The 19,926-nt window shown below is 62.9% G+C and carries 20 protein-coding genes; 7 read left to right on the forward strand and 13 right to left on the reverse strand.

Annotation, left to right across the window (positions count from 1 at the left end):
• The first annotated feature begins 148 nt into the window (after nt 1-148).
• The 6 genes from AC1ECK_RS23715 (at nt 149) to AC1ECK_RS23740 (ending at nt 4,441) form a co-directional block, all read left to right on the forward strand.
• Nucleotides 149-1,102, forward strand: coding sequence for a LysR family transcriptional regulator (locus AC1ECK_RS23715; protein ID WP_480323446.1), 954 nt, complete (start codon nt 149-151; stop codon nt 1,100-1,102).
• Nucleotides 1,103-1,293: 191 nt separating this feature from the next.
• Nucleotides 1,294-2,127: an RNase A-like domain-containing protein gene (locus AC1ECK_RS23720; RefSeq protein ID WP_480323352.1), complete on the forward strand. Its 834-nt coding sequence runs from the start codon at nt 1,294-1,296 to the stop codon at nt 2,125-2,127.
• 6 nt (nt 2,128-2,133) lie between these two features.
• The gene (locus tag AC1ECK_RS23725) at nt 2,134-2,427 is read left to right on the forward strand and encodes a contact-dependent growth inhibition system immunity protein (protein ID WP_480323354.1); all 294 of its coding nucleotides are present in this window, start codon (nt 2,134-2,136) and stop codon (nt 2,425-2,427) included.
• A 58-nt stretch (nt 2,428-2,485) separates the two neighbouring features.
• Nucleotides 2,486-2,776, forward strand: coding sequence for a contact-dependent growth inhibition system immunity protein (locus AC1ECK_RS23730; RefSeq protein ID WP_480323356.1), 291 nt, complete (start codon nt 2,486-2,488; stop codon nt 2,774-2,776).
• A gap of 236 nt (nt 2,777-3,012) precedes the next feature.
• Nucleotides 3,013-4,074 (forward strand): DMT family transporter, encoded by a 1,062-nt coding sequence (locus AC1ECK_RS23735; RefSeq protein WP_480323358.1) that lies wholly within the window; start codon nt 3,013-3,015, stop codon nt 4,072-4,074.
• 163 nt (nt 4,075-4,237) lie between these two features.
• Nucleotides 4,238-4,441 carry a DUF3562 domain-containing protein gene (locus AC1ECK_RS23740; RefSeq protein ID WP_480323360.1) on the forward strand — a complete coding sequence of 68 codons (204 nt, stop codon included), beginning with the start codon at nt 4,238-4,240 and terminating at the stop codon, nt 4,439-4,441.
• Nucleotides 4,442-4,570: 129 nt separating this feature from the next.
• Here the strand turns inward: AC1ECK_RS23740 and pdxR are convergent, their stop codons facing one another.
• The gene (gene pdxR / locus AC1ECK_RS23745; protein ID WP_480323362.1) at nt 4,571-6,058 is read right to left on the reverse strand and encodes a MocR-like pyridoxine biosynthesis transcription factor PdxR; all 1,488 of its coding nucleotides are present in this window, start codon (nt 6,056-6,058) and stop codon (nt 4,571-4,573) included.
• 505 nt (nt 6,059-6,563) lie between these two features.
• On the opposite strand from pdxR, the gene AC1ECK_RS23750 reads away from it, so the two are divergent.
• Complete coding sequence (locus AC1ECK_RS23750; protein WP_480323364.1) at nt 6,564-7,025, forward strand: N-acetyltransferase family protein; 462 nt, start codon at nt 6,564-6,566, stop codon at nt 7,023-7,025.
• A gap of 105 nt (nt 7,026-7,130) precedes the next feature.
• Here the strand turns inward: AC1ECK_RS23750 and AC1ECK_RS23755 are convergent, their stop codons facing one another.
• From AC1ECK_RS23755 to AC1ECK_RS23810, 12 genes are all read right to left on the reverse strand, one after another.
• Nucleotides 7,131-8,534: an MFS transporter gene (locus AC1ECK_RS23755; protein WP_480323366.1), complete on the reverse strand. Its 1,404-nt coding sequence runs from the start codon at nt 8,532-8,534 to the stop codon at nt 7,131-7,133.
• 24 nt (nt 8,535-8,558) lie between these two features.
• On the reverse strand, nt 8,559-9,815 hold the full coding sequence (locus tag AC1ECK_RS23760) for an NAD(P)/FAD-dependent oxidoreductase (protein ID WP_480323368.1): 1,257 nt from the start codon (nt 9,813-9,815) through the stop codon (nt 8,559-8,561).
• On the reverse strand, nt 9,808-10,773 hold the full coding sequence (locus AC1ECK_RS23765) for a VOC family protein (RefSeq protein ID WP_480323370.1): 966 nt from the start codon (nt 10,771-10,773) through the stop codon (nt 9,808-9,810). Before AC1ECK_RS23765 ends, AC1ECK_RS23760 begins: the two co-directional genes overlap by 8 nt.
• 13 nt (nt 10,774-10,786) lie before the next feature.
• Nucleotides 10,787-12,277, reverse strand: coding sequence for an aldehyde dehydrogenase (locus AC1ECK_RS23770; RefSeq protein WP_480323372.1), 1,491 nt, complete (start codon nt 12,275-12,277; stop codon nt 10,787-10,789).
• Nucleotides 12,278-12,304: 27 nt separating this feature from the next.
• Nucleotides 12,305-13,135: an aspartate dehydrogenase gene (locus tag AC1ECK_RS23775; protein WP_480323374.1), complete on the reverse strand. Its 831-nt coding sequence runs from the start codon at nt 13,133-13,135 to the stop codon at nt 12,305-12,307.
• Nucleotides 13,128-14,786, reverse strand: a complete 1,659-nt coding sequence (locus tag AC1ECK_RS23780) for a thiamine pyrophosphate-binding protein (protein ID WP_480323376.1) — start codon at nt 14,784-14,786, stop codon at nt 13,128-13,130. The genes AC1ECK_RS23775 and AC1ECK_RS23780 overlap by 8 nt, the downstream gene beginning before the upstream one ends.
• Nucleotides 14,779-15,585 (reverse strand): SDR family oxidoreductase, encoded by an 807-nt coding sequence (locus AC1ECK_RS23785; protein ID WP_480323378.1) that lies wholly within the window; start codon nt 15,583-15,585, stop codon nt 14,779-14,781. The genes AC1ECK_RS23780 and AC1ECK_RS23785 overlap by 8 nt, the downstream gene beginning before the upstream one ends.
• On the reverse strand, nt 15,585-16,457 hold the full coding sequence (locus AC1ECK_RS23790) for an IclR family transcriptional regulator (RefSeq protein WP_480323380.1): 873 nt from the start codon (nt 16,455-16,457) through the stop codon (nt 15,585-15,587). The genes AC1ECK_RS23785 and AC1ECK_RS23790 overlap by 1 nt, the downstream gene beginning before the upstream one ends.
• Entirely contained in the window at nt 16,458-17,357 is a 900-nt protein-coding gene (locus tag AC1ECK_RS23795; protein WP_480323382.1) for an alpha/beta fold hydrolase, read from the reverse strand.
• A 137-nt stretch (nt 17,358-17,494) separates the two neighbouring features.
• Nucleotides 17,495-18,022, reverse strand: coding sequence for a cupin domain-containing protein (locus AC1ECK_RS23800; RefSeq protein ID WP_480323384.1), 528 nt, complete (start codon nt 18,020-18,022; stop codon nt 17,495-17,497).
• Between the two features lie 27 nt (nt 18,023-18,049).
• Nucleotides 18,050-18,823, reverse strand: coding sequence for an SDR family oxidoreductase (locus tag AC1ECK_RS23805; RefSeq protein ID WP_480323386.1), 774 nt, complete (start codon nt 18,821-18,823; stop codon nt 18,050-18,052).
• Nucleotides 18,816-19,916: an aromatic ring-hydroxylating dioxygenase subunit alpha gene (locus AC1ECK_RS23810; RefSeq protein ID WP_480323388.1), complete on the reverse strand. Its 1,101-nt coding sequence runs from the start codon at nt 19,914-19,916 to the stop codon at nt 18,816-18,818. The genes AC1ECK_RS23805 and AC1ECK_RS23810 overlap by 8 nt, the downstream gene beginning before the upstream one ends.
• Nucleotides 19,917-19,926 lie beyond the last annotated feature (10 nt).

Below are 19,926 nucleotides of genomic sequence, written 5' to 3' on the forward strand. Positions count from 1 at the left end.
AAGTTCAGCCTGCCGCGCGAGTGGAGTCACCCACAAGCATCGGCACGGACATCGGGAAAATCGGCTCAGCCCAGTCTAATTACGGAATCGAACGTGATAAATACTGCTAGAGTTGGCTCAATCAGGACAAAAATTCTTGAATGACGCCATGGAAAACCTCACCGGCATGATCGCGTTCGTCCATACCGTCGAGGCTTCGAGCTTTGTCGGCGCCGCGCAGCGGCTTGGCCTCTCGGCGTCCGCAGTGGGCAAGAGCGTGGCGCGTCTCGAACAGCGCCTCGGCGTGCGGCTGCTGCAGCGAAGCACGCGGCGCGTCAGCATGACGGACGACGGCGAGCGCTTCTACGAGCGTTGCCGCCAGATCCTCGAGGCAGTGCACGACGCCGAAGCGATGATGCTGCAAGCCAAGGCGACACCGCGCGGTCGCCTGCGGGTCAGCCTGCCCACTATCGGCTACCGTTTTCTCCTGCCGGTCCTGCCCGAGTTCACTGCGCGCTATCCGGAGATCGACCTCGATCTGGACTTCAACGACCGTCTGGTCGACGTCATCGAGGGCGGCTTCGACGCCGCCATCCGCAGCGGCCCGCTCGACGATTCGCAATTGATGGCCAAGCGGCTCGGGCCGTTCTGCTTCGTGTTGTGCGCGTCGCCGGTGTATCTGCAACGGCGCGGTGTGCCGCAGGTGCCTGACGATCTGGCGCAACATGCGTGCCTGCGTTTTCGGTTTCCGACCTCGGGCAAACTGGAGCCATGGCGCTTTCGCGATTTGCCTGAGGACACCGTGGCGCGCTTTCCGACCGCGATAATCTGCAACAACATGGAGGCGATGCGCGCGGCAGCGGAGCTCGGTCTCGGCATTGCGTACATGCCGGACTTTCTCGCTCGCGATGCGCTTCAAAGTGGCGCGTTGCAGGAGGTACTGGCGGGTCATCTTGCGCAGGGTGGACAGTTCTCGGTGCTGTGGCCGTCGAACCGGCACTTGTCGCCCAAGCTGCGGGCCTGGGTTGATTTTCTGTCGGAGCGCTTGTTTGCTGAGTCGAAGGCAGAGGCGAAAGGAGCCGCACCGCGTCCCGCGTTCGACGACGGCGCCCGCACTCGTTAGGACACTCAAAGAACAGAAGCAGTACGAAACTTTGGTGTTTCCGTCGCCACGGCGTGCATTCCAACGTGAACAAATGTTGACGCAGCGCTGTTGATCGCTTTGTAAGCCCGAGAATCATCCTTCGCCCATTCCCTGGCCCTGTAGTCGGCTGCTAGCTTGGCAGCGTCCCAACAGCTACAGAGGAATGCGGAATGTCGTATCAACAGGATTCGGACGGCGTGCGCGTGGTGCTCAGTGCGCCGCAACTCGCGGCGGTGCTGACCCGCCAGTCGCTCAGCCACACGGAGATGCTTTCCAACCGGCTATGGGGCGGGTTGCAACTCGTCGGCGGCCTGCTGGAAATGGTCGGAGCCGGGGCGCTGTGCGTGATGCCAGAACCGACGATGGCGAGCAAGGCCGGATGTATTGTGTTCGGCGCGCATGGTTCTGATACGGCAGCGGCAGGCTTGCGTCAGGTCTGGACGGGGCAGGATACCGCCACCCTCACCCAGCAGGGCACGACGAAGCTGGCCGAGGCGATGAAAGCCGATCCGGACATGGCGAACAATATCGGCCTGTCGCTCGATATGGTCGTGCCGTTCGGCTTCGCCGGTTCGATCAGGGCTGCACGCGCGGCCAGTATCACAATGGGCCGGATCAGTCTGAAAATGCACGAAGCGGAGGCTGGTAGCCGGATTGGCGGGCATACTCTTTTAAAGCATGTTGGACGGACTGAAGCACAATTGCGGGAGCGACTGGTACGCGAACCGAGGCGAGAGATAGTCTCTACCTTTTATAATTTAAGTGCGGCAGAGTGGGCAATATCAGAAACGATGCAGGCGAATATCACGAGGATAAAATCCTGGATGCAAGCATCAAAAAAAGACTTAACGCTGGTGAAAAATGTCGAGAAAAGCGTTGGTTTTGCTATAGTCAGGGAGACCGGAGAGAAAATCGATGTTCGAAGGGTAATAGTTATCCTCAAACATGAAACATACAATGGGATGCCGTACTATATCCTTACATCATATTTAGCGCGAGGATGAAATTAAATGGCCGTCAACAGGAAATATGAAAATCTGGAGCAGTTAATTCTTGGTCGTTTTCACGAAGATTTTGACCTGTTCGGAAACACAATACCGGAACTGGTATTGTCGTATAAAGAAGGACTGTCAAAGGATGAAATTGATGCAGCGACATCTGAGATAGATATATTCAAAATCCATAACTCGGATGATCTGGACGCAGCGTTTAAAAGAGAATTTGGTTATCAGTGCAATCCCATTTTATGGGGCCACACGACCGCCTCTTTCCTTGACGAATTGAAACGTCTCCTGAGCGAGTAGTCTGCTTTTCACCGCGCGTGGACGGCTCCATGCCGCAAAGTTATAGAATGAGAAAGAAATGAGTTCATCAGAGCGCTATCCAGCAATGGATCATCTCTTTAGTACGTATTTCGGCGAGGACTTCGACCTGTTTGGAGAAACCGTTCCGGAAATTATCGCGTGCTACAAGAAAGACAGTCCTTACGATTACAAAAATCTGGTCCGCGAAATAGACACGTTCAGGAACGAACACCCGCATGATCTGGCCATCGCGTTCGATCAGATGTATGGGCGCGGATTTTCTCCCGAGCCTTGGGGCTATACAACCGCCTCTTTACTTGACGAGATACAGCGCCTCCTGAACAAGTAATCCACCTGTAGCCGCGCGTGGACGGCTCCATGCCGCCCGGCGCATGCACGCGTGGCGATGTTCGCATTTCAACCCAAGTGTTCGCACTCCCCGCCGCAAAACTACAGATCACACCCGCCCAGGTCATCACGCCGTCATCGTCCGCCGCGCAGATTGCTACACTACTCTCCGGCCAGCCCAATCCACCGCGCCACCCGGCGCAACGCCTGGCACCGAGATTTGCCAAAACCAAAACCATGTCCGCACGTTTCAACGCACCGTTCACCGCCCTGCTCGCCGCCGCCCTGTTCGGCGCGACGACGCCGCTCGCCAAGGCCCTGCTCGGCACCCTCTCGCCGTTTATGGTGGCGGGCCTGTTTTACCTCGGCAGCGGAGTCGGCCTGGCCATCACGATCCTCGTGCGCCGCTTGCGGCTCAGCACCGACGAGCGCGCCAACGAAGGCCAGATCCATTTGCGCGAAGTCCCGTGGCTGCTGGGTGCAATCGCTACCGGCGGGGTCGCCGGGCCTGCTTTGCTGATGCTGGGACTGAACGCCACACCGGCCGCCACCAGTTCGCTGCTGCTGAACCTCGAAGGCGTCTTCACCGCGCTGATCGCGTGGGTCGTGTTTCGCGAGAACGTCGACGCGCAGGTGTTTCTCGGCATGGTGGCGATCGTGGCCGGCGGCGTCGCGCTGTCGTGGCACCCGGGGGCAACGGGCCTGCCGCTCGGCGCATCGCTGGTGGCGGCCGCATGCGCATGCTGGGCGATCGACAACAACCTGACGCGCAAGGTCTCGACCAACGACGCAATGGTCATCGCCTGCCTGAAGGGCCTGGTCGCGGGATCGGTGAACTTCGCGATTGCCTTGTTGCTCGGAGCCAAGCTCCCCCATCTCGGCACCCTGGCGGCCGCCATGGTGACCGGTTTCGCCGGCTACGGAATCAGTCTGGTGCTGTTCGTGCTCGCGCTGCGCAATCTCGGCACGGCGCGCACCGGCGCGTATTTTTCAGTGGCGCCCCTGTTCGGCGTGACGATTTCGCTGATCCTCTGGCCCGAAATGCCGCCGCTGCTGTTCTGGGTCGCAGCGGCATTGATGGCATTCGGCATCTGGCTGCATATCCGCGAGCGCCACGATCATCCGCACACGCATCATGAGCTGGATCACAATCACCGGCATCGCCACGACGAACATCATCAGCACGAGCACGACTTCGCCTGGGATGGCGAGGAGCCGCATACGCATCCGCACCACCATGCGCCGATCACGCACACGCATGCGCATTTCCCAGATATTCATCATCGCCACTCGCATTGAGTAGACAAATCGCGTCTTGCGATCGCTCCCTTTCGTGGTTGCAAGCAAAACGGGGGCTGTCGCGAGCGCCTGATAGGACGATTCAATTGGCATCATGGCCAACCTCGTCCTGTAATGGAAATCCTGTCTTTTGCGGTACCCCCTGCCAAACTCGGAGATCCATATGGCTCAGCCCCAGCCCAACGTTGACGAAGTTGTACAGGCCATCGCCGCGGAAACCAATACCCCTACGGAAACGGTCTCGAAGATCTACGCCGACACTTTGGCCGACTTTAAGACTGACGCCCGCGTGTTCGATTACATGCCACTGCTGGTGGCCAAGAAAGTGCGCGATACGTTGCGACACTCGGCGAACCGGAAAAACTAGCGCCGCGGCGTAGCCGGTTCTGTCCGGTAGATTGCCTGTTCTCTGATCCATGTCGCGCCACTGCGCGCGGCATGGTCACGCCTGCTCGGAGCTCGGGACGCAGCGGCAAGCGCTGCGTCCCGTCTCATTTCACCTGCCAATCTGTTCAGCGCTCAGCGACCGCACGATCTGCTCGAGCCGCACGACCAAACCGTCTGCATCCTCGGGCGCGATGCCGGCATAGCCCAGCATAAAACCGTTGTACCGGCTGCTGTCAGTACGCGCATCGCAGAACGTGCTGAGCGGAGCAATGGTCAGCCCCTGCGCGCGTGTGACCTCCGTGACATCCGCATCAAGAAGCGGCAGATCGAGGCGAACCGTCAGATGCATGCCGCCGCTATCAGACGAAACGGTCACCAGGTCGCCCATGTGCCGTTCGAGCGCCGCCACCAGCGCTGCGCGGCGCTCCTGATAAATCCGCCGCATACGCCGCAGATGGCGTGCGTATTTGCCGCTCTCGATGAAATCGGCCAACGCCATCTGTTCGGCCACGCGCCCCTGGCGGGCGATCTCGCTATGCGCGGCGTCGACTTCCTTCGCCACATGAGCCGGCACGATCATGAAGCCCATTCGCAAAGCCGGAAAAATCGTCTTGCTGAAGGTGCCCAGATAGATGACGGGCGCGTTCCCAGTGAGCCCCTGGATCGACGGCAACGGCGGCCCGTTGTGGCGCAGCTCGCTGTCGTAGTCGTCCTCGATGATCCACGCCCCGCGTTCGATTGCGTGCTCGATGATCGACCAGCGCCGCTCGAGGCTTAACACACTACCGAGCGGGTACTGATGCGACGGCGTGATGTAAATCAGGTGCGGCGGTGTGCGCCGCCAGTGTTCCTCAGTCGGCGCAATGCCTGCGGCATCGACCGGAATGGGCTCGAGGCACAAGCCCGCCGCCTGGAACGCAGCCTTCGCACCGTGATAGCCCGGGTCCTCCATCCAGACCCGGTCGCCCGGATCGGCCAGCATGCAGGCACATAGGTCGAGACTCGCCTGCGTCCCCGAGGTGATAAACACCTGCTCAGCCGAACACCGTACGCCGCGCGACACTCGCACATATTCGGCAATCGCGCGCCTCAAGGCAGGATGCCCCGCGTTGTTGCGATAGTCGAGTTCGCGCGGATCGACCGCGCGCCACGCGCGCTCCATGGAACTGCGCCATTGCGCCATCGGAAACTCGTTAAGCGCGGGCACGCCGGGACGGAACGGCGTGGGATCGTTGGCGCGGGTCCGCTCTCGCGGCAGATCGGCAACGCGTCGTGACAAGCGGCTGACCGGCGCACCGGCGTTATCGGCCTGCGGCGCCGACGACAAAGCCGCCCGGCTCACCATGCTCACTACGGAGCCGTGGCGGCTGGTGTTGACGAAACCTTCTTCCGTGAGCCGCTCGTACGCGTACAGCACCGAATTGCGCGCAATGCCTAACTGCTCGGCGAGCGACCGGGTAGGGATCAGTTGACTGCCGTGCCGGATGTCGCCATCGAGAATGGCCCGGCGCAGACTTTCGTACAGCAGCTTCTGCTGCGTGAGCTTGCGGCCACCCAGTTGCTTCGCGAAGTTCGACATCAACAGGCCGTAGTCCAAATTCGTGGCTCCAGATTATTGGATGTGCGTGGAGCTAACAATGGTGCCACAAATTTCTTAAGCTGACGGCAAGGTCGCGCTGCAGGCCGCCGGGACTATGGGCCGCGCCTCGAACGCGGCTCGTTAACCGAAAGGGGCTGCTGCGATGGACACCTCCGCTCTCACCGAACCAGCGCATGTCAAAGCTGCGTCGCCCGCGCGAAGACGCAGGGTTGTCGTCAGGCGGGTTGCGTGGGCAGTCGCTTTTGCCATCCTCGCGCTGGCCTATGACGGCGTGAGCCCCGCGAAGGACGCAAGAGCGCGACTGGATGCTTGCGTTGCAGCTTATGGTGCGTCGCAAGAGCTATCGGCTAACACGCCAACGGCAGCGTCGCGCTCAAGCGCTCGTGACAATCGGGACCAAGTGCTGGCCGCGGCCCTACTCGCCTGCTCGACCCAGCCATAGAGATTCAGCTCAGAACGGCTCATGCCATCTTTGACAGTTCGCAGACAAGGAAACCTTCTCATGACTCACCCTATCCAGATCCGTCCAGTGACCCCCTCCGATTTTCCCGCCTGGCTGCCACTATGGGACGCCTACAACGCCTTCTACGGACGCTCGGGCGAGACGGCCTTGCCCCGCGATATCACGCTGCTCACGTGGACGCGCTTCTTCGATGGCTACGAACCCATGCACGCGATGGTCGCCGAGCGCGACGGGCAACTGGTCGGCCTGGTTCACTATCTTTACCACCGGCACACGACGATGGCCGGGCCGATCTGCTATCTGCAGGATCTCTACACGCTGGAGAGCGAACGAGGCAAGGGTGTGGGACGGGCGCTGATCGAAGCCGTCTATGAACAGGCTAAGGCGCACGGTTCGACCCGCGTGTACTGGCAAACCCACGAGATGAACCAGACCGCGATGAAGCTCTATGACAGCGTCGCGGACCGGTCTGGGTTTGTGGTGTATCGGAAGGCGTTATAGAGGCTGGCGTGTGCCACCCGAACGAGAAACCCAACAAAAAAGGGCGCACCGCCCACCGGTGCACCCCCTCTCTTCTCCGTAGCAGCTACGGAGCCCTTCCCTTACCTAAGCCTCCAACTGCTCCAGCACCTTGCCCTTCGTTTCGATCCCAAGGAAATGCACAGTCAGCGCCGCGAGGAACGGCACCGCGGCAAGAATATAAAACGCGACGTCGAGATGACCGCCCACCATCGTCTTCGACACGATCGCCGGGGCGAAGATCGCCGCCACCTTCAGCCACGCGCCGCCCACGCCACAGCCAAACGCGCGAATACTGGTCGGATACAACTCCGGCGTGTACACATACGCCGTGATAAACCCACAGGCGAGGAAACCCAGTGCAAACGCGCAGCAGGTCGCCACCACATACACGGACGAAGTGTGGAACACACCCGCCAGCGCCAACGACACCGCGCACAGTACGAACGACAGATTGATGATCGGCTTGCGCCCCACCTTGTCGACCAGCAGCGCGCAGGTCAGCGAGCCGATCACGCCCAGCACTGACGCAGCCACTGCCAGGTTCAGCGCCAATTGCAACGGCGCGTGATAAACCGTGCGGTAGATGGTCGGCAACCACGTAGAAAGACCGTACTGGATGAAGCCGCACGTGACCCACAGCATGGCCACCGCCAGCGTGCGCTTCAGATAGGCCGGCCCAAACAGATCGCCGATCCGGCGCCTGGGATGACGGCTCGCCATTGCGTCGAACTCGGCCGCATGTTCTACAGGGGCGAGCGGACCTTTAGCAGAACGTTCGAATGCCAGCACTGCGGCGTGCGCGTCGGTCATGCGCTCACGCTCGGCCAGCCAGCGCGGCGACTCCGGCACCAGCTTGCGCAGCACGAAGAACAGGACCAGCGGCATGCCGCCGATGAAATACATCGCCTGCCAGCCGAAGCGCGGCACGATCCACGCTCCCAGCGCGTTCGATGCGAGCAAGCCCACCGGAAAAACGATTTCATACAGCAACACGAAGCGGCCACGGCCATGCGCACGGCTGATTTCGTTGATATACGTCGCCGCCACCGGCAGCTCACCACCAAGACCCAAACCCTGAATGATCCGCAGGACAACGAACGCAGCGAACGTCGGCGCGAAGCCACAGGCGATACTCGTCACGCCGATGATCCCCGAGCTCAACGCAATCGCACGCACACGTCCTTTACGCTCCGCATACCAGGGAAACGCGAACGCGCCCACCAGTTGCCCGATCGATCCCGATGCGATCAGAAAGCCGATCTGCCAAGGCGTGAGTCCCCATTTCTGGATCAGGATCGGCAGCGTGGCGGCGATGGCGATCACGTCGAAGCCGTCGAAGAAGGTCGCAAGACCGATCAGGATCCGCGCGCGGACCTGCATCGCGCTGCCCGGCAGCCGTTCCAGACGCGCAATGATCGAGCCCCGGGTCACAGGGCCTGAGACACCGGCGCCGCTGCGGTCTCCCAAAGTGTTTTCGATGGTTCTCATGCCGTTGTCGCCGTCCGAAAAGAGTTACGCGAGCGCCGTGCTGGCGTCGCTCAGTGTTGCAAGGTCGATCGTGCGGCCCTGGTTCATCCATTTGCGCGCGAGCTTCAGATCGCGCGGCGTGTTGATCGCAATCGCCCCGCGAATCGCACCGTCTTCCACGTGGAAGAGCGTCGCGCGTTTGCCCGGCAGATCGCCGCGCACCACGAGTTGCGCGTCGTTGGGAATGTCGCCGAGAATCTGCAGGTTCACGTCGTACTGATCGGACCAGAACCATGGAATGTCGGCATACGGCTCGAATACGCCGAGCAAAGCCTTCGCCGCGGAGATGGCCTGGTTCTGCGCATTCGCCCACGATTCGAGCCGCACCCGGCGCTTCAACCACGCACTCGGATGGTTCGCCACATCGCCGCACGCGAAGATGCGGGGGTCCGAGGTCGCGCCGAAATGGTCGACCACAATGCCGTCTGCAATCGCAAGACCTGCTGCTTCTGCCAGCGCCGTATGCGGCGTGAGGCCGATACCGGCGACGGCAAAATCGGCGTCGAGCGTCGTACCGCCGGCCAGCGTGGCACGAACGCGATGAGCGTCGTTCGGGTGGTCGTCGAGCGAGACAAGCCCTGAGTTCAGGCGCACGTCCACACCGTTGCTCCGATGCAGTTCGACCAGAAAGTCCGAGATCGCCGGCGGCACCGAACGGGCACACAAACGCGGCGCGCCTTCGACTACCGTCGCAGCGACGCCGAGCTTGCGCGCGGTCGCCGCCACTTCCAGCCCGATCCAGCCGCCGCCGATCACCAGTACGTGCTGGCTGGCCCGAAGGCGCTCGCCCAGCGCAACCGCTTCATCGAGCGTACGCAGATAAGCGATGTTCGAGGTCTTCACCAGCTCGTCCGGCAAGCGGCGCGCCGCGCCACCCGTGGCGATCACGAGGCGGTCGTACTGCACTTCGCGGCCCGACTGCGTGCGCACGATGCGTTGTGCACGGTCAATCGAGGTGGCGGTATCCGGCTGCCAAGCTTCGATGTTCAGCGCGTCGAAGTCATCCGGCTTGACGAGGCGAACGGTGTCGATATCCGCTTCACCCGCCAGCACCGCCTTCGAGAGCGGCGGGCGCTCATACGGCAGATGGATCTCATCGGCGATCATCACAAGGCGGCCATCGAAGCCTTCCTTGCGCAGCGTCTTCACGACCCAACCGGCTGCCTGGCCGCCGCCGATTACGACGATCGTGCGCGGCGCCTCCAGGTTTGTGTGCGCGTTTGCTACAGCAGCGTCAGTCATGTTTGCGCTCCGTCATGAACTTGCCTTCCGGCGCCTTCGCGTTTTTCTGGCGACGCGTGTTGCCGTCGATGCCGCCATCGATCGCCCATTCGGCAAATACGGTCGGCCCCGGCTCGAAATCGCGCGGCTGCCACTCCGGCGTCAGTTGGTCTTCATCCGCGTAGTACTCGATCAATGCGCCGGCCGGGTTCTGGAAGTACCAGAAGTAAGCCGACGACACCGGATGGCGGCCCGGCCCAAGTTGGGTATCCCACCCGCAGCGGCTGATATGCATGCCGCCGCCGAACACTTCGTGAATGTCGCGCACCGTGAACGCCACGTGATTCAGACCACGCTTGCCGTTGGGCAGCGCCAGCAGGAACAGATCGTGGTGGCCGCCGTGCGGTGCGCAGCGCAAGAACGCGCCACGGCCTGGATAACGGTCCGACAGCTCGAAGCCCAGCAGTTCCTCATAGAACTTCTCCGTCTCGGCCAGGTTGTTGGTGAAGAACACCACATGCCCGACTTCCACCGGCTCGGCGCGTTCATAGATCGGCGACGGTTGATTCACGCGCAGCGTCTGGCCCCACACGTTCGACGGCGAGCCATGCGTGTCGACTTCCCGCTTGCGCGTCACCTCGACGCGAATCGCCATGCCGTTCGGGTCGATACAACCCACCGCGTCAGCGCTTTCGAAGTGGCCCGGCTGACCGGCAAAGCGGCCGCGCAGCGCATCGAGTTCGGCGCGCGTCGCGACACCCCACGTGACTTCGCGCAGCGTCGGACCTTCTTCGAACGCAGGCGGCAGCGACGGGTCGTTCAGGTCGACGGCGAGAATCGTGCAGCCGTTCAGCGATTCGAAGCGGGCGCGCGTCTCATCGTGGGAGACTTCTTTCAGCCCCCAGTCGGCGAAAAAGCGCCGGCAGGTCGCGAGGTCCGTTACACCGTAGGTAATCTGTTCAATGCCGAGAATCGTCATGTCGTGCCTCTTCTTAATTCGCCCACGCCAAAGGCGCGTCGTTCAAGCCCCAGTAGAGGCTCTTCTGCTGCATGTATTCGCGGATGCCGAGGCGCCCCTTCTCGCGTCCCATGCCGCTTTCTTTCCAGCCGGAGAACGGCGTCGAGATGGAGAACAACTTGTAGGTGTTGATCCACACGGTGCCGGTTTCGAGCGCACGGGCGACGCGCCAGGCGCGCTTGTAGTCGCGCGTCCAGATGCCGGCGGCGAGGCCGAACACGCTGTCGTTGGCCTCCTTGAGCAGCGAGGCTTCGTCGTCGAAGGGCATCGCCACCAACACCGGTCCGAAAATCTCTTCCTGGCAGATGCGGGCGCTGTTCGACAGACCTTCAAGAATCGTGGGCTGATAGAAGTTGCCGTTTTCGCGTCCGTCGCCCACCGGCCGCTCGCCGCCGCATAGCAAGCGCCCACCTTCTTCCAGGCCCAAAGCGACATAGCGTTCCACCGATTCACGATGCGCGGGCGTAATCAACGGACCCATTTGCGTCTCGGGCCGCGACGGATCGCCCACGCGCAGCTTGCGCGCGCCTTCGGTCAGGCGCTTCATGAACGCGTCGTAGATCGGACGTTGCACGAACAGCCGGGAGCCTGCGATACACGCTTCACCAGATGAGCTGAAAATCCCGTACAGCACACCGTTCACGGCGTGATCGAGGTCGGCGTCGTCGAACACGATGGTCGGCGATTTCCCGCCCAGTTCGAGCGACACCGGCATCAGCTTGTCGGCCGCAATGCGTGCGATGCCGCGGCCCACTTCGGTCCCGCCGGTAAACGACACTTTCTTCACGAGCGGATGACGCACCAGCACGTCGCCGATCACCGAGCCCTTACCCGGCAGCACGCTCAGCACACCCTTCGGCACGCCCGCTTCTTCGCAGATGCGCGCCAAAGCGAGCGAGACCAGCGGCGTCACTTCGGCAGGCTTCAACACGACTGCGTTGCCGCCCGCAAGTGCAGGTGCGAGCTTTTGCGCATCCGAGGCAATCGGCGAGTTCCACGGCGTAATCGCTGCGATCACGCCGATCGGCTCGTGGATACTCATCGTCATATAGTCGCCACGCGAAGGCGTCAGTTCTTCGTCGAGCGTTTCGAGGCAGGCGGCGAAATAGCGAAAAGTATTCGCGGCACTCGCCACCAGCACGCGCGTTTCGCCGATCGGCTTGCCGTTGTCGCGGCGTTGCAGATGCGCGAGCGCTTCGTGGCGCGCCATGATCAGGTCGGCGATGCGGTACAGGACCAGCGCGCGCTGATGCGGTTTCAATCCCGCCCAATCGGGCTTGCGCCACGCTGCGTCAGCGGCCTCGATCGCCTCGCGGGCATCGTCGGCATTGGCCGTCGAGATTTCCATGTTGACCGACTGATCCGCCGGATACAGGCTTTTGTACGGGTTGCCACGCCCTTGCCGCCATTCGCCGCCGATGAAAATATCGCCGGTGGGCACGAGGCTGGTATCGAAGTGAGTCATGTCGGTCATCCGCTCAGTTACATCTCGTCAAATCACGCAACGCGCCGCGCGGTTGCGCAGGGCACGGATCGCGCTGAACGCGGTCAATGCGGAAGTCTTGGGGTTGTCCGGCAGCGGCTTGCCGCACATCTCGAGCGACATCTCGCCGAATGCGCCACGCGCCAGAATCCGGTGCACGTTGCGCGACACCGCCGGGTCCGCAATCAGGCGCACAAGCGTCTGATCAAGCCCGAGACCCGCCAGCGCAATCGTCGCCGCAACGTTGGCATTCTTCGGATAGAGCCGCGCCGCTTCGCGCGCGCTGCCTTCGAAAATGACCCGCTCTTCGGTCAAGCTCCGCAGGTCGCAGACCGCTTCGGCGGGCGTGCCGAGCCAACCGCTCGGCGGCTTGCGGCCTGTGTACAGCACTTCGTCGAGGCCGCCGAGCTTCGCGGCAGCCAGCGCATCCACACCGCCAATCGCACCGGACAGCAGCGTCACGGTCGCATCGCCTTCATCGGCCGCGGCGGACAATGCATCGAGCAACAGGACATCCGAGAGCGCGCCGATCGACGCTACCGCGCAATCGGTGCCGGCTTTCAAGAGCGGCACGACGTGGTCGACCAGCGCGCTGTGGCCCGCGCATTCCAGCGCGAACTCCGGGCGGCTGTTCAGCGCCGCCACCGACGACACCACGTCCACCGACGCACCCACCACTTCGCGCACCGACGCCGCATGACGCTCGGGCACAATCACGTGCGAGACGCGCACCTGGGGGTCCGCCGCGACCGAGCGGTACACCGCCTGGCCGATCGCCCCGAAGCCGATCATCGCCACGTCCACGGGCGCGTGATGTCCGATGTGCCGGCGATCACGCATGTTCAGGCTCCTGCTTCTTGACCGGCGGGCCGGCAAACGCGGTGGCGAACGAGCCTACCGACAACATGTCCACTTCCACCAGAACCGGACCCGTCTTCGCGAGACCTTCGCTGATGATTTCGTCCGCATCGTCGAGCGATTTGATGCGGTAGTGGGTGAGCTTCAGGCTCTCGCAGAACTGCGCGAAGTCCGGTTGATGCAGATCGACGAAGCAGCGGCGGCCGCCGTAGTGCGCGTCCTGAATGTTGCGGATCACGCCGTAGCACTGGTCGTTCATCAGCACGATCATTACGTTGGCGTTTTCCTGCACGGCCGTCGCCAGCTCGCCGACGTTGACCATCAAGCCGCCGTCGCCGACGAGGCACACGGTCTTCGCCGCGGTTTCTGCCAGCGCCGCGCCGATTGCCATCTGCATGCCCTGGCCGATGCCGCCGCCCAGCGCGTGAACCCCTGCGCGCGGCGTGAAAATCTTCAGCAGGCGGTTGCCCCACGTGCTGTTCGAGATCGTCACGTCGCGCACCCAGTTGTAGTCGGTGCCCACCGAGCGTTGCAGTGCGTCGACGAGACGCTTGTACGGGCCGAGACCCTTGCCCACATCCGCTACGGCGATCTCGCGGGCGGCGGCCAGATCGGCGGCGAACGTCGGATCCACCTTCAGGCGGCCTTCGAGCAGCGTCGCCAGTTCTTCCAGCACCGCAGCCGAATCGCCATGCACAAACAGTTCGTTGCGATAGCCACGGTTGTCGGCCAGTGCGTCAGCGTCGACGCGGTACAGCGGCTGCGGCAGCGCCAGCTTGTACTTCAGCGTTTCATTGCCGCGCAGACGCGAGCCGACCACGAGAACCGCATCGCAAGTCTTGTAGAAGCTTTCGACCGAGGCGTGCACATTGAACGCGCCAAGCGTCGCCGGATGATCTTCCGGCAGGATGCCGCGGCCTTGCACGCTGGTCACGACGCCGAAGCCGAGCGCCACCAGCCGCTCCACCGCCGCACGGGCATGGCGTGTACCGCCACCCAGCCACAACAACGGGCGCCTCGCCTTGACCAGTTCGTCGGCGAGTTGCGCGACGCGCTTGCTGTCGTGCGTCAAGGTCGTTACATGCGGCGCGCCGAGGTCGGCCGGCCATTCGATTTCCGCAGCCTGGATGTCGATCGGAATCTCGACGCTCACCGGGCCGCTCGGTGCAGTCTGCGCCACACGCACGGCTTCGCGGATCGTCGGCAGCGCGGTTTCGACCGTGCGCACGCGGTACGCCGCCTTCGAGATCGACGACAGCATCGACAACTGGTCCGGCGCTTCGTGGATATACGCCAGGTCCTGATCGAGGTATTCCGTTTCGATCTGGCCGGTGATATGCAGCAATGGCGTACCGGCAGTCAGCGCTTCGACCATCGCTCCTGCCGCGTTGCCGGCTGCGGTGCCCGTGCTCGTGAACGCCACGCCAAGGCCACCTGAGACACGCGCCAGACCATCGGCCATGTTGACCGCACCGGCTTCGCCGCGCGCGCCGACATAGCGGATCTTGCCGCGATTGTTGATCGCATCGAGGATCGGCATGTTGTGAATCGAAATCACGCCGAACGTGGTGCGAACGCCGCATTGCTCGAGAAAGGCGGCAATCAGCTCGCCGACGGTGGTTTTATTAGACATGTCGTGCATTGCCTCCAGAGACATCGATATGACTGCCCGTCGTATAGGACGACAGGTTGGTAGCCAGATAAAAGAGTGCCTGTGCGGCCTCTTCGGGACGGCCGAAGCGGCCAAGCGGAATGTTTTTCTTGCGTGCGAGTTCTGCCGTCCAGTCTTCCCAGCTCTGGCCCGGCTGCGCTTGCGTAGCAAAGCGGCGGCGCCATTGGCCCGACTCGACGATGCCGATCAGAATCGAATTCACGCGGATACGCTGCGGCGCGAGTTCAACCGCAAGCGACTTGATGAGGCTCAGCAAACCGGCGCGCGCCGAGGACGTCGCGACCATGTGCGGCTCCGGTTGCAGCGCCAGCAGCGAATTGACGCAGACGATCGAGGCGTTGCCCGTGCCGGCCGCATCGCGCAGCATCGGCAAGAACGCGCGGGTCGGGCGAATCACGCCGAAATACTTCAGGTCGAGTTCTTCGCGCCAGGCGTCGTCGGTCGTGTCGGCGAAGGTCGACACGCGGCCCTGGCCGGCGTTGTTCACCAGCATGTCGGTGCGGCCGAAGCGCGCCTGCACTGCTTGCGCGAAGGCGTTCACCTGAGCAGCGTCGAGCACGTCGCAGCGCGCGGCCAGCAGTTGCGCCGCCGGGAATTGCGCCCGCAACGACGCTTCCGCCTGCGCGAGCCGTTCGGCATCGCGCCCGCAGATCGCGACCGAGGCGCCCGCACGCAGAAACAGTTCGGCAGTCGCGAGGCCGATGCCGGACGAACCGCCCGTCACCACCGCCACCTGCCCGGTCAAATCGATTTGGATCATTAGAGCCCCAATGCCTTCATATATTTGCTGCCCGCCCCCGGTCCGTTCTTGGGCCGGTAATTCAGGCGCTGCGAGAGTTCGTCGGCCGCGTGACGAACCTTGTCGATCAGGCCGCTATCGAGCAGCGCCGCATCGATTTCCGGCCGCGGAATCGTCGTCGTGATCACCGCGACGATGCGGCCCGTGTCGTTGCGCACCGGTGCGGTCACAACCGAAATGCCGCGCTCGAACGACGATTCGCTGATAGCGAAGCCGCGCAGCGCATCGTCGCGAATCCGTTCATAAAGCGCCTCGACGGTTTCGGGCGTGAGCCTGGTAAAGCGATGCAGCTTGCGCTCGGGATACAGCACGCGCAGGTCGTCGAGCGTCAGATCGCCCATCAGCACCTGGCCGTGGGTCGTCGCATGCGCCGGCAGACGCGTCCCGACATTCACCTTCACCGAGCTGAAAATCGGCGTATGGCTTTGTGCTTTGGCAACGAACACGACGTCGCGTCCATCGCGGATCAGGATGTGACTCGTGAGACCTGTGTCGTCGCGCAGCGCCTCGATGATCGGCAAACCGAGGTCGGTCAGTTCGAGTGAGCTCAGGTACTCGAAGCCAAGACGCAGCACCGCGACGCCGAGGCGATAGTTGCGGTCCCTGTCCGCACGTTCGAGAAAACCGAGCGATTCGAGCGTTTGCAGCAGACGGAACACCGTCGTGCGCGGGATCTTCAGGCGCCGGGACAACTCAGGTGCGCCCAGTACCGGCTCGCGAGGCGAGAACTCGGTCAGAATCTTCAGACCGCGTTCGAGACCCGGCACCTTGTAGCCAGGGTCGGCACGGTCGTCGTCTGTTGCGCGCTCGGCTTTAATCGTGTCGGGCGTCATTCAGTGGCTCCGTGGCGCCGCGCTCGCGCGGCAGAACGTGTCGATGAGCGCGGTGTACGCGTCAGCGGCTTCGATATATCCGGCGTGACCGGCGCGCGGCACCACCTGCAAAGGCGTACGTGCCGCCTGAGCCAGCCGTTCGCAGGCGGACGGCGGCGTGATGGCGTCGTCGGCGCCGACCGCGACGTTGATGCGGCCGTGATAGCGGGCAAGGTCGGCGGCGAGATCGGCGTTAGCGAGCAGATGCGTGGCCTGGGCATAGCCGTGCGGGACAATGCGCGCCATGTTCCAGCGCACCCATGCGCGGGAAGCGTCGTCCGCGTGTGACGACAACATGTTCGCGCTGCGCTTTTCGGCGAGACCTGCGGGGCCGAGTTCGGCCAGCATCGCGAGGCGCTGGTCGCGCTTTGTTTCGCGCTGGTCTGCTGCGGCCGCGCCGTAACCGCACGCAGGCGACAGCAGCAAGAGGCCCGCGAGGCGCTCAGGATGCGCGACGGCAAACGCGCCCGCGACAATCGCACCGAGCGAATGCCCAACCAGCACGCAGCGCTCGATACCAAGCGCGTCGAGCCAGCCGCGCAGCACGTCTGCGTAGTCCGCGGCTTTGGGCGAGGCAGGTGCAACCGGTGTGGAAGCGCCATACCCCGGCGCATCCCATGCCAGCACACGGCGCGTCGCGCCCAGCGCTTCAAACTGCTGCAACCACGACGCCGCACCCGAACCGATGCCGTGCAACAGCACCAGCGGCAAGGCGTCGTTGCATGTCGAAGAAGCTGCCTGGGCCTCCCGATATGCCACGCTCTGGCCCGCCGCAATGACGGCCCGCTGCAAAGGAAAGCGCGCAAGACGCGCTTCGAGCGAGGCAGCGAGATCGACAGTGGTGGACGGAACAGCGGACATGGTTTCTATCTGCAGGTGCGAGGTAAGGGAGCTTCGGTACGGCAACCGTGCGGCGCACGGTGCCGTTTGGGCATTGACTAACGGCAAGCGGCAAACACACAGCCAGCAGTGCTGGCGCGCAGCCTGTGGCCCAATGCTTAGCGCTTCAGCTTGGCCAGCGGCGAATCCGGCGGATACGTCGGCGTGATGGGTTTCGGCGAACCGAGCATCACGCACATCAGCGCGTCCTCTTCACCGATATTCACTTCGGTGCGATACACGCCCGGCGGCACCGAGATCAGATCGCGTTCGCCGAGCACCGATTCCCAGGTTTCGCCGTCGCGCTCGCAGATCACTTTCATCTTGCCGCGCAGCACGAAGAAAATTTCTTCGACATCCATATGAATATGGCTCGGACCGATGTTGCCGGCCGGAATCACCATGGTCGAGAACGTGAAGCCGCCTGCCGGTACGGTGTTGACGTCCTTGGCGACGCCCGTGCCGCCCGTGCCGACATAGCGCATTTGCGCACGGCGATACTTCGGGTCGTAGTCGGCCTGAAACTTCAACGCGTCCCAGTCGTAGCGACGGGTTGCGAGGCGCGCCACGCGCGAATCCATCCATTGCGCAAAGCTGGCTTCCGTGGGTTGATCCCACGACTTACGTTCGATTTCGGTGTCCGCCATCTCTTTCTCCTTTCGGTCAAGACAAGATCAATTCATCACAAAGCCGCCGTTCACCGGCAGCAACTGGCCAGTCACAAAACGTGCGGCATCGGACAACAGGAACAGGACCGGTCCCGTCACATCGTCGGGAACCTGGGCACGGGTCAGCGCGCGGCCTTTCAGGTAATACTCATGACGCTCGGTGGGCACGTATGCGGTGGCTTCGACTTCGGTCAGGCCCGGCGCAATCGCGTTCACCGTGATGCCGTGCGCGCCGAATTCACGCGCCAGCGAACGCGTCATCGCGATCACCGCACCTTTGCTGGCGACATACGCAAGCAGCTTCGGCGCGCCCCACATTGCGGTATCCGAAGCAATGTTGACGACGCTGCCGCGGCCCGAGTCGCGCAAATGCGGTAGCGCTGCGGTACTCATCAGCCACGTGCCGCGCACGTTGACGTTCATCACCGCATCCCACGTATCGACCGTCAGTTCGCCGGCGAACTTGCCGCCGGAATTGGTAATCGCCGCGTTGTTGATCAGCGCGTCGAGTCCGCCGAGCTGCGCCACGGCCTCAGCAACAAAGCCCTGGATATTCGACGGATCGGCGAGATCCAGCGGCAGGAAATGCACCGCCTGACCTTCGTCTTGCAGAGCGTCGGCGAGCGCACGACCTTCGTCGTGCAGCACATCGCCGAACACCACCTGGGCGCCGGCTTGCGCCAGCGATCGGACAAACGCCGCGCCAAGACCGCGTGCGCCACCCGTGACGATCACTCGCCGGCCGTTCAGTGCCGCGAGCACAGCGTTAGTGTTAAGCATGGCTATGTCCTGCTGCCGCGCCCGCTTCGGCGGCGACAGCTTGCGCACGGTGGGTGGCGAGTGCGTCGAAATCCTGCTGCGCACGCTGGCGCAACATGCGGCGCACGCGCGTCATGCCGACGTCGTGCTGGTAGAGAAATTCGTGCTGGCGGGCATTCGGCGCCATGCTTTCGAGGACGTAACGGTCCTGTTCCAGCACGTCCCAATGCAAGCCTTCGAGGCGGTTGCGATACATGAAGCGCCATGCGTCGCGCTGCCAGCCCGACACCTTACGGGTACGCCAGAAGTAGACCTGGCAGTTGTTTTCGTCGACGGGCACGGCGAAGCCGATGATCCCGAAGTTGCCGCCCGGGCCGAACTTCTTCTTGTATGGGATCGCCAAACGCATCCACAGGCAGCCGGTTTCGCCCAGTTCGACCCAATCGAAGTTGACGTCGCGCTGGCCGACCTTTTCGAACATCAAACCCGTGTCGGTCTTGCGTACGCGCATGTCGGCCTGCTTGTCGCCTTCGGCCATCGAGTGCGAAGTGGCGTGCAGATACGCGCCGTGCATCGGGTCCATCACGTTGTCGATCGCGTACTGGTAATTGCACTTCCAGTTCGACATGCACAGGAAGCTTGCGTATTCCTCGCCCGCCAGTTCTTCCGGCAGCACGAGCGGCGCGGGTTCCTTATGCGCGTCATCGCCGAACCACAGAAAGATCGCGCCGGCGTGTTCCTGTACCGGGTACGACTTCACGCACTTCCGGCCTTCGAGCGGGCAGTTCGACACAGCCGGAACCTTGGTGACCGTGCCGCCGCCATCGACTTCGATGCCGTGATACCAGCAGGCGACGCTGCCGCCGAGGTTCCAGCCGAGCGACAGGCGCGCGCCGCGGTGCGGGCAGCGGTCTTCCAGCGCGTGGACCAGGCCTTCCTGATCGCGCCACAGCACGATCTGGTCGCCCAGGCGCGTCAGACCGATCGGCGCGTTGCCGACTTGCCAGCTCGGCGCGACCGGGTACCAGTAGTTGCGCAGGCCGAGGTCGAGGTAAGCCTGCAGCGGATCGGCCGTGCCGTGATCCGTCGTGTTGTTGGTAGTGGGGAACGTCATGGAAAGACTC

Source organism: Paraburkholderia sp. SSBN10T, from assembly GCF_056619545.1.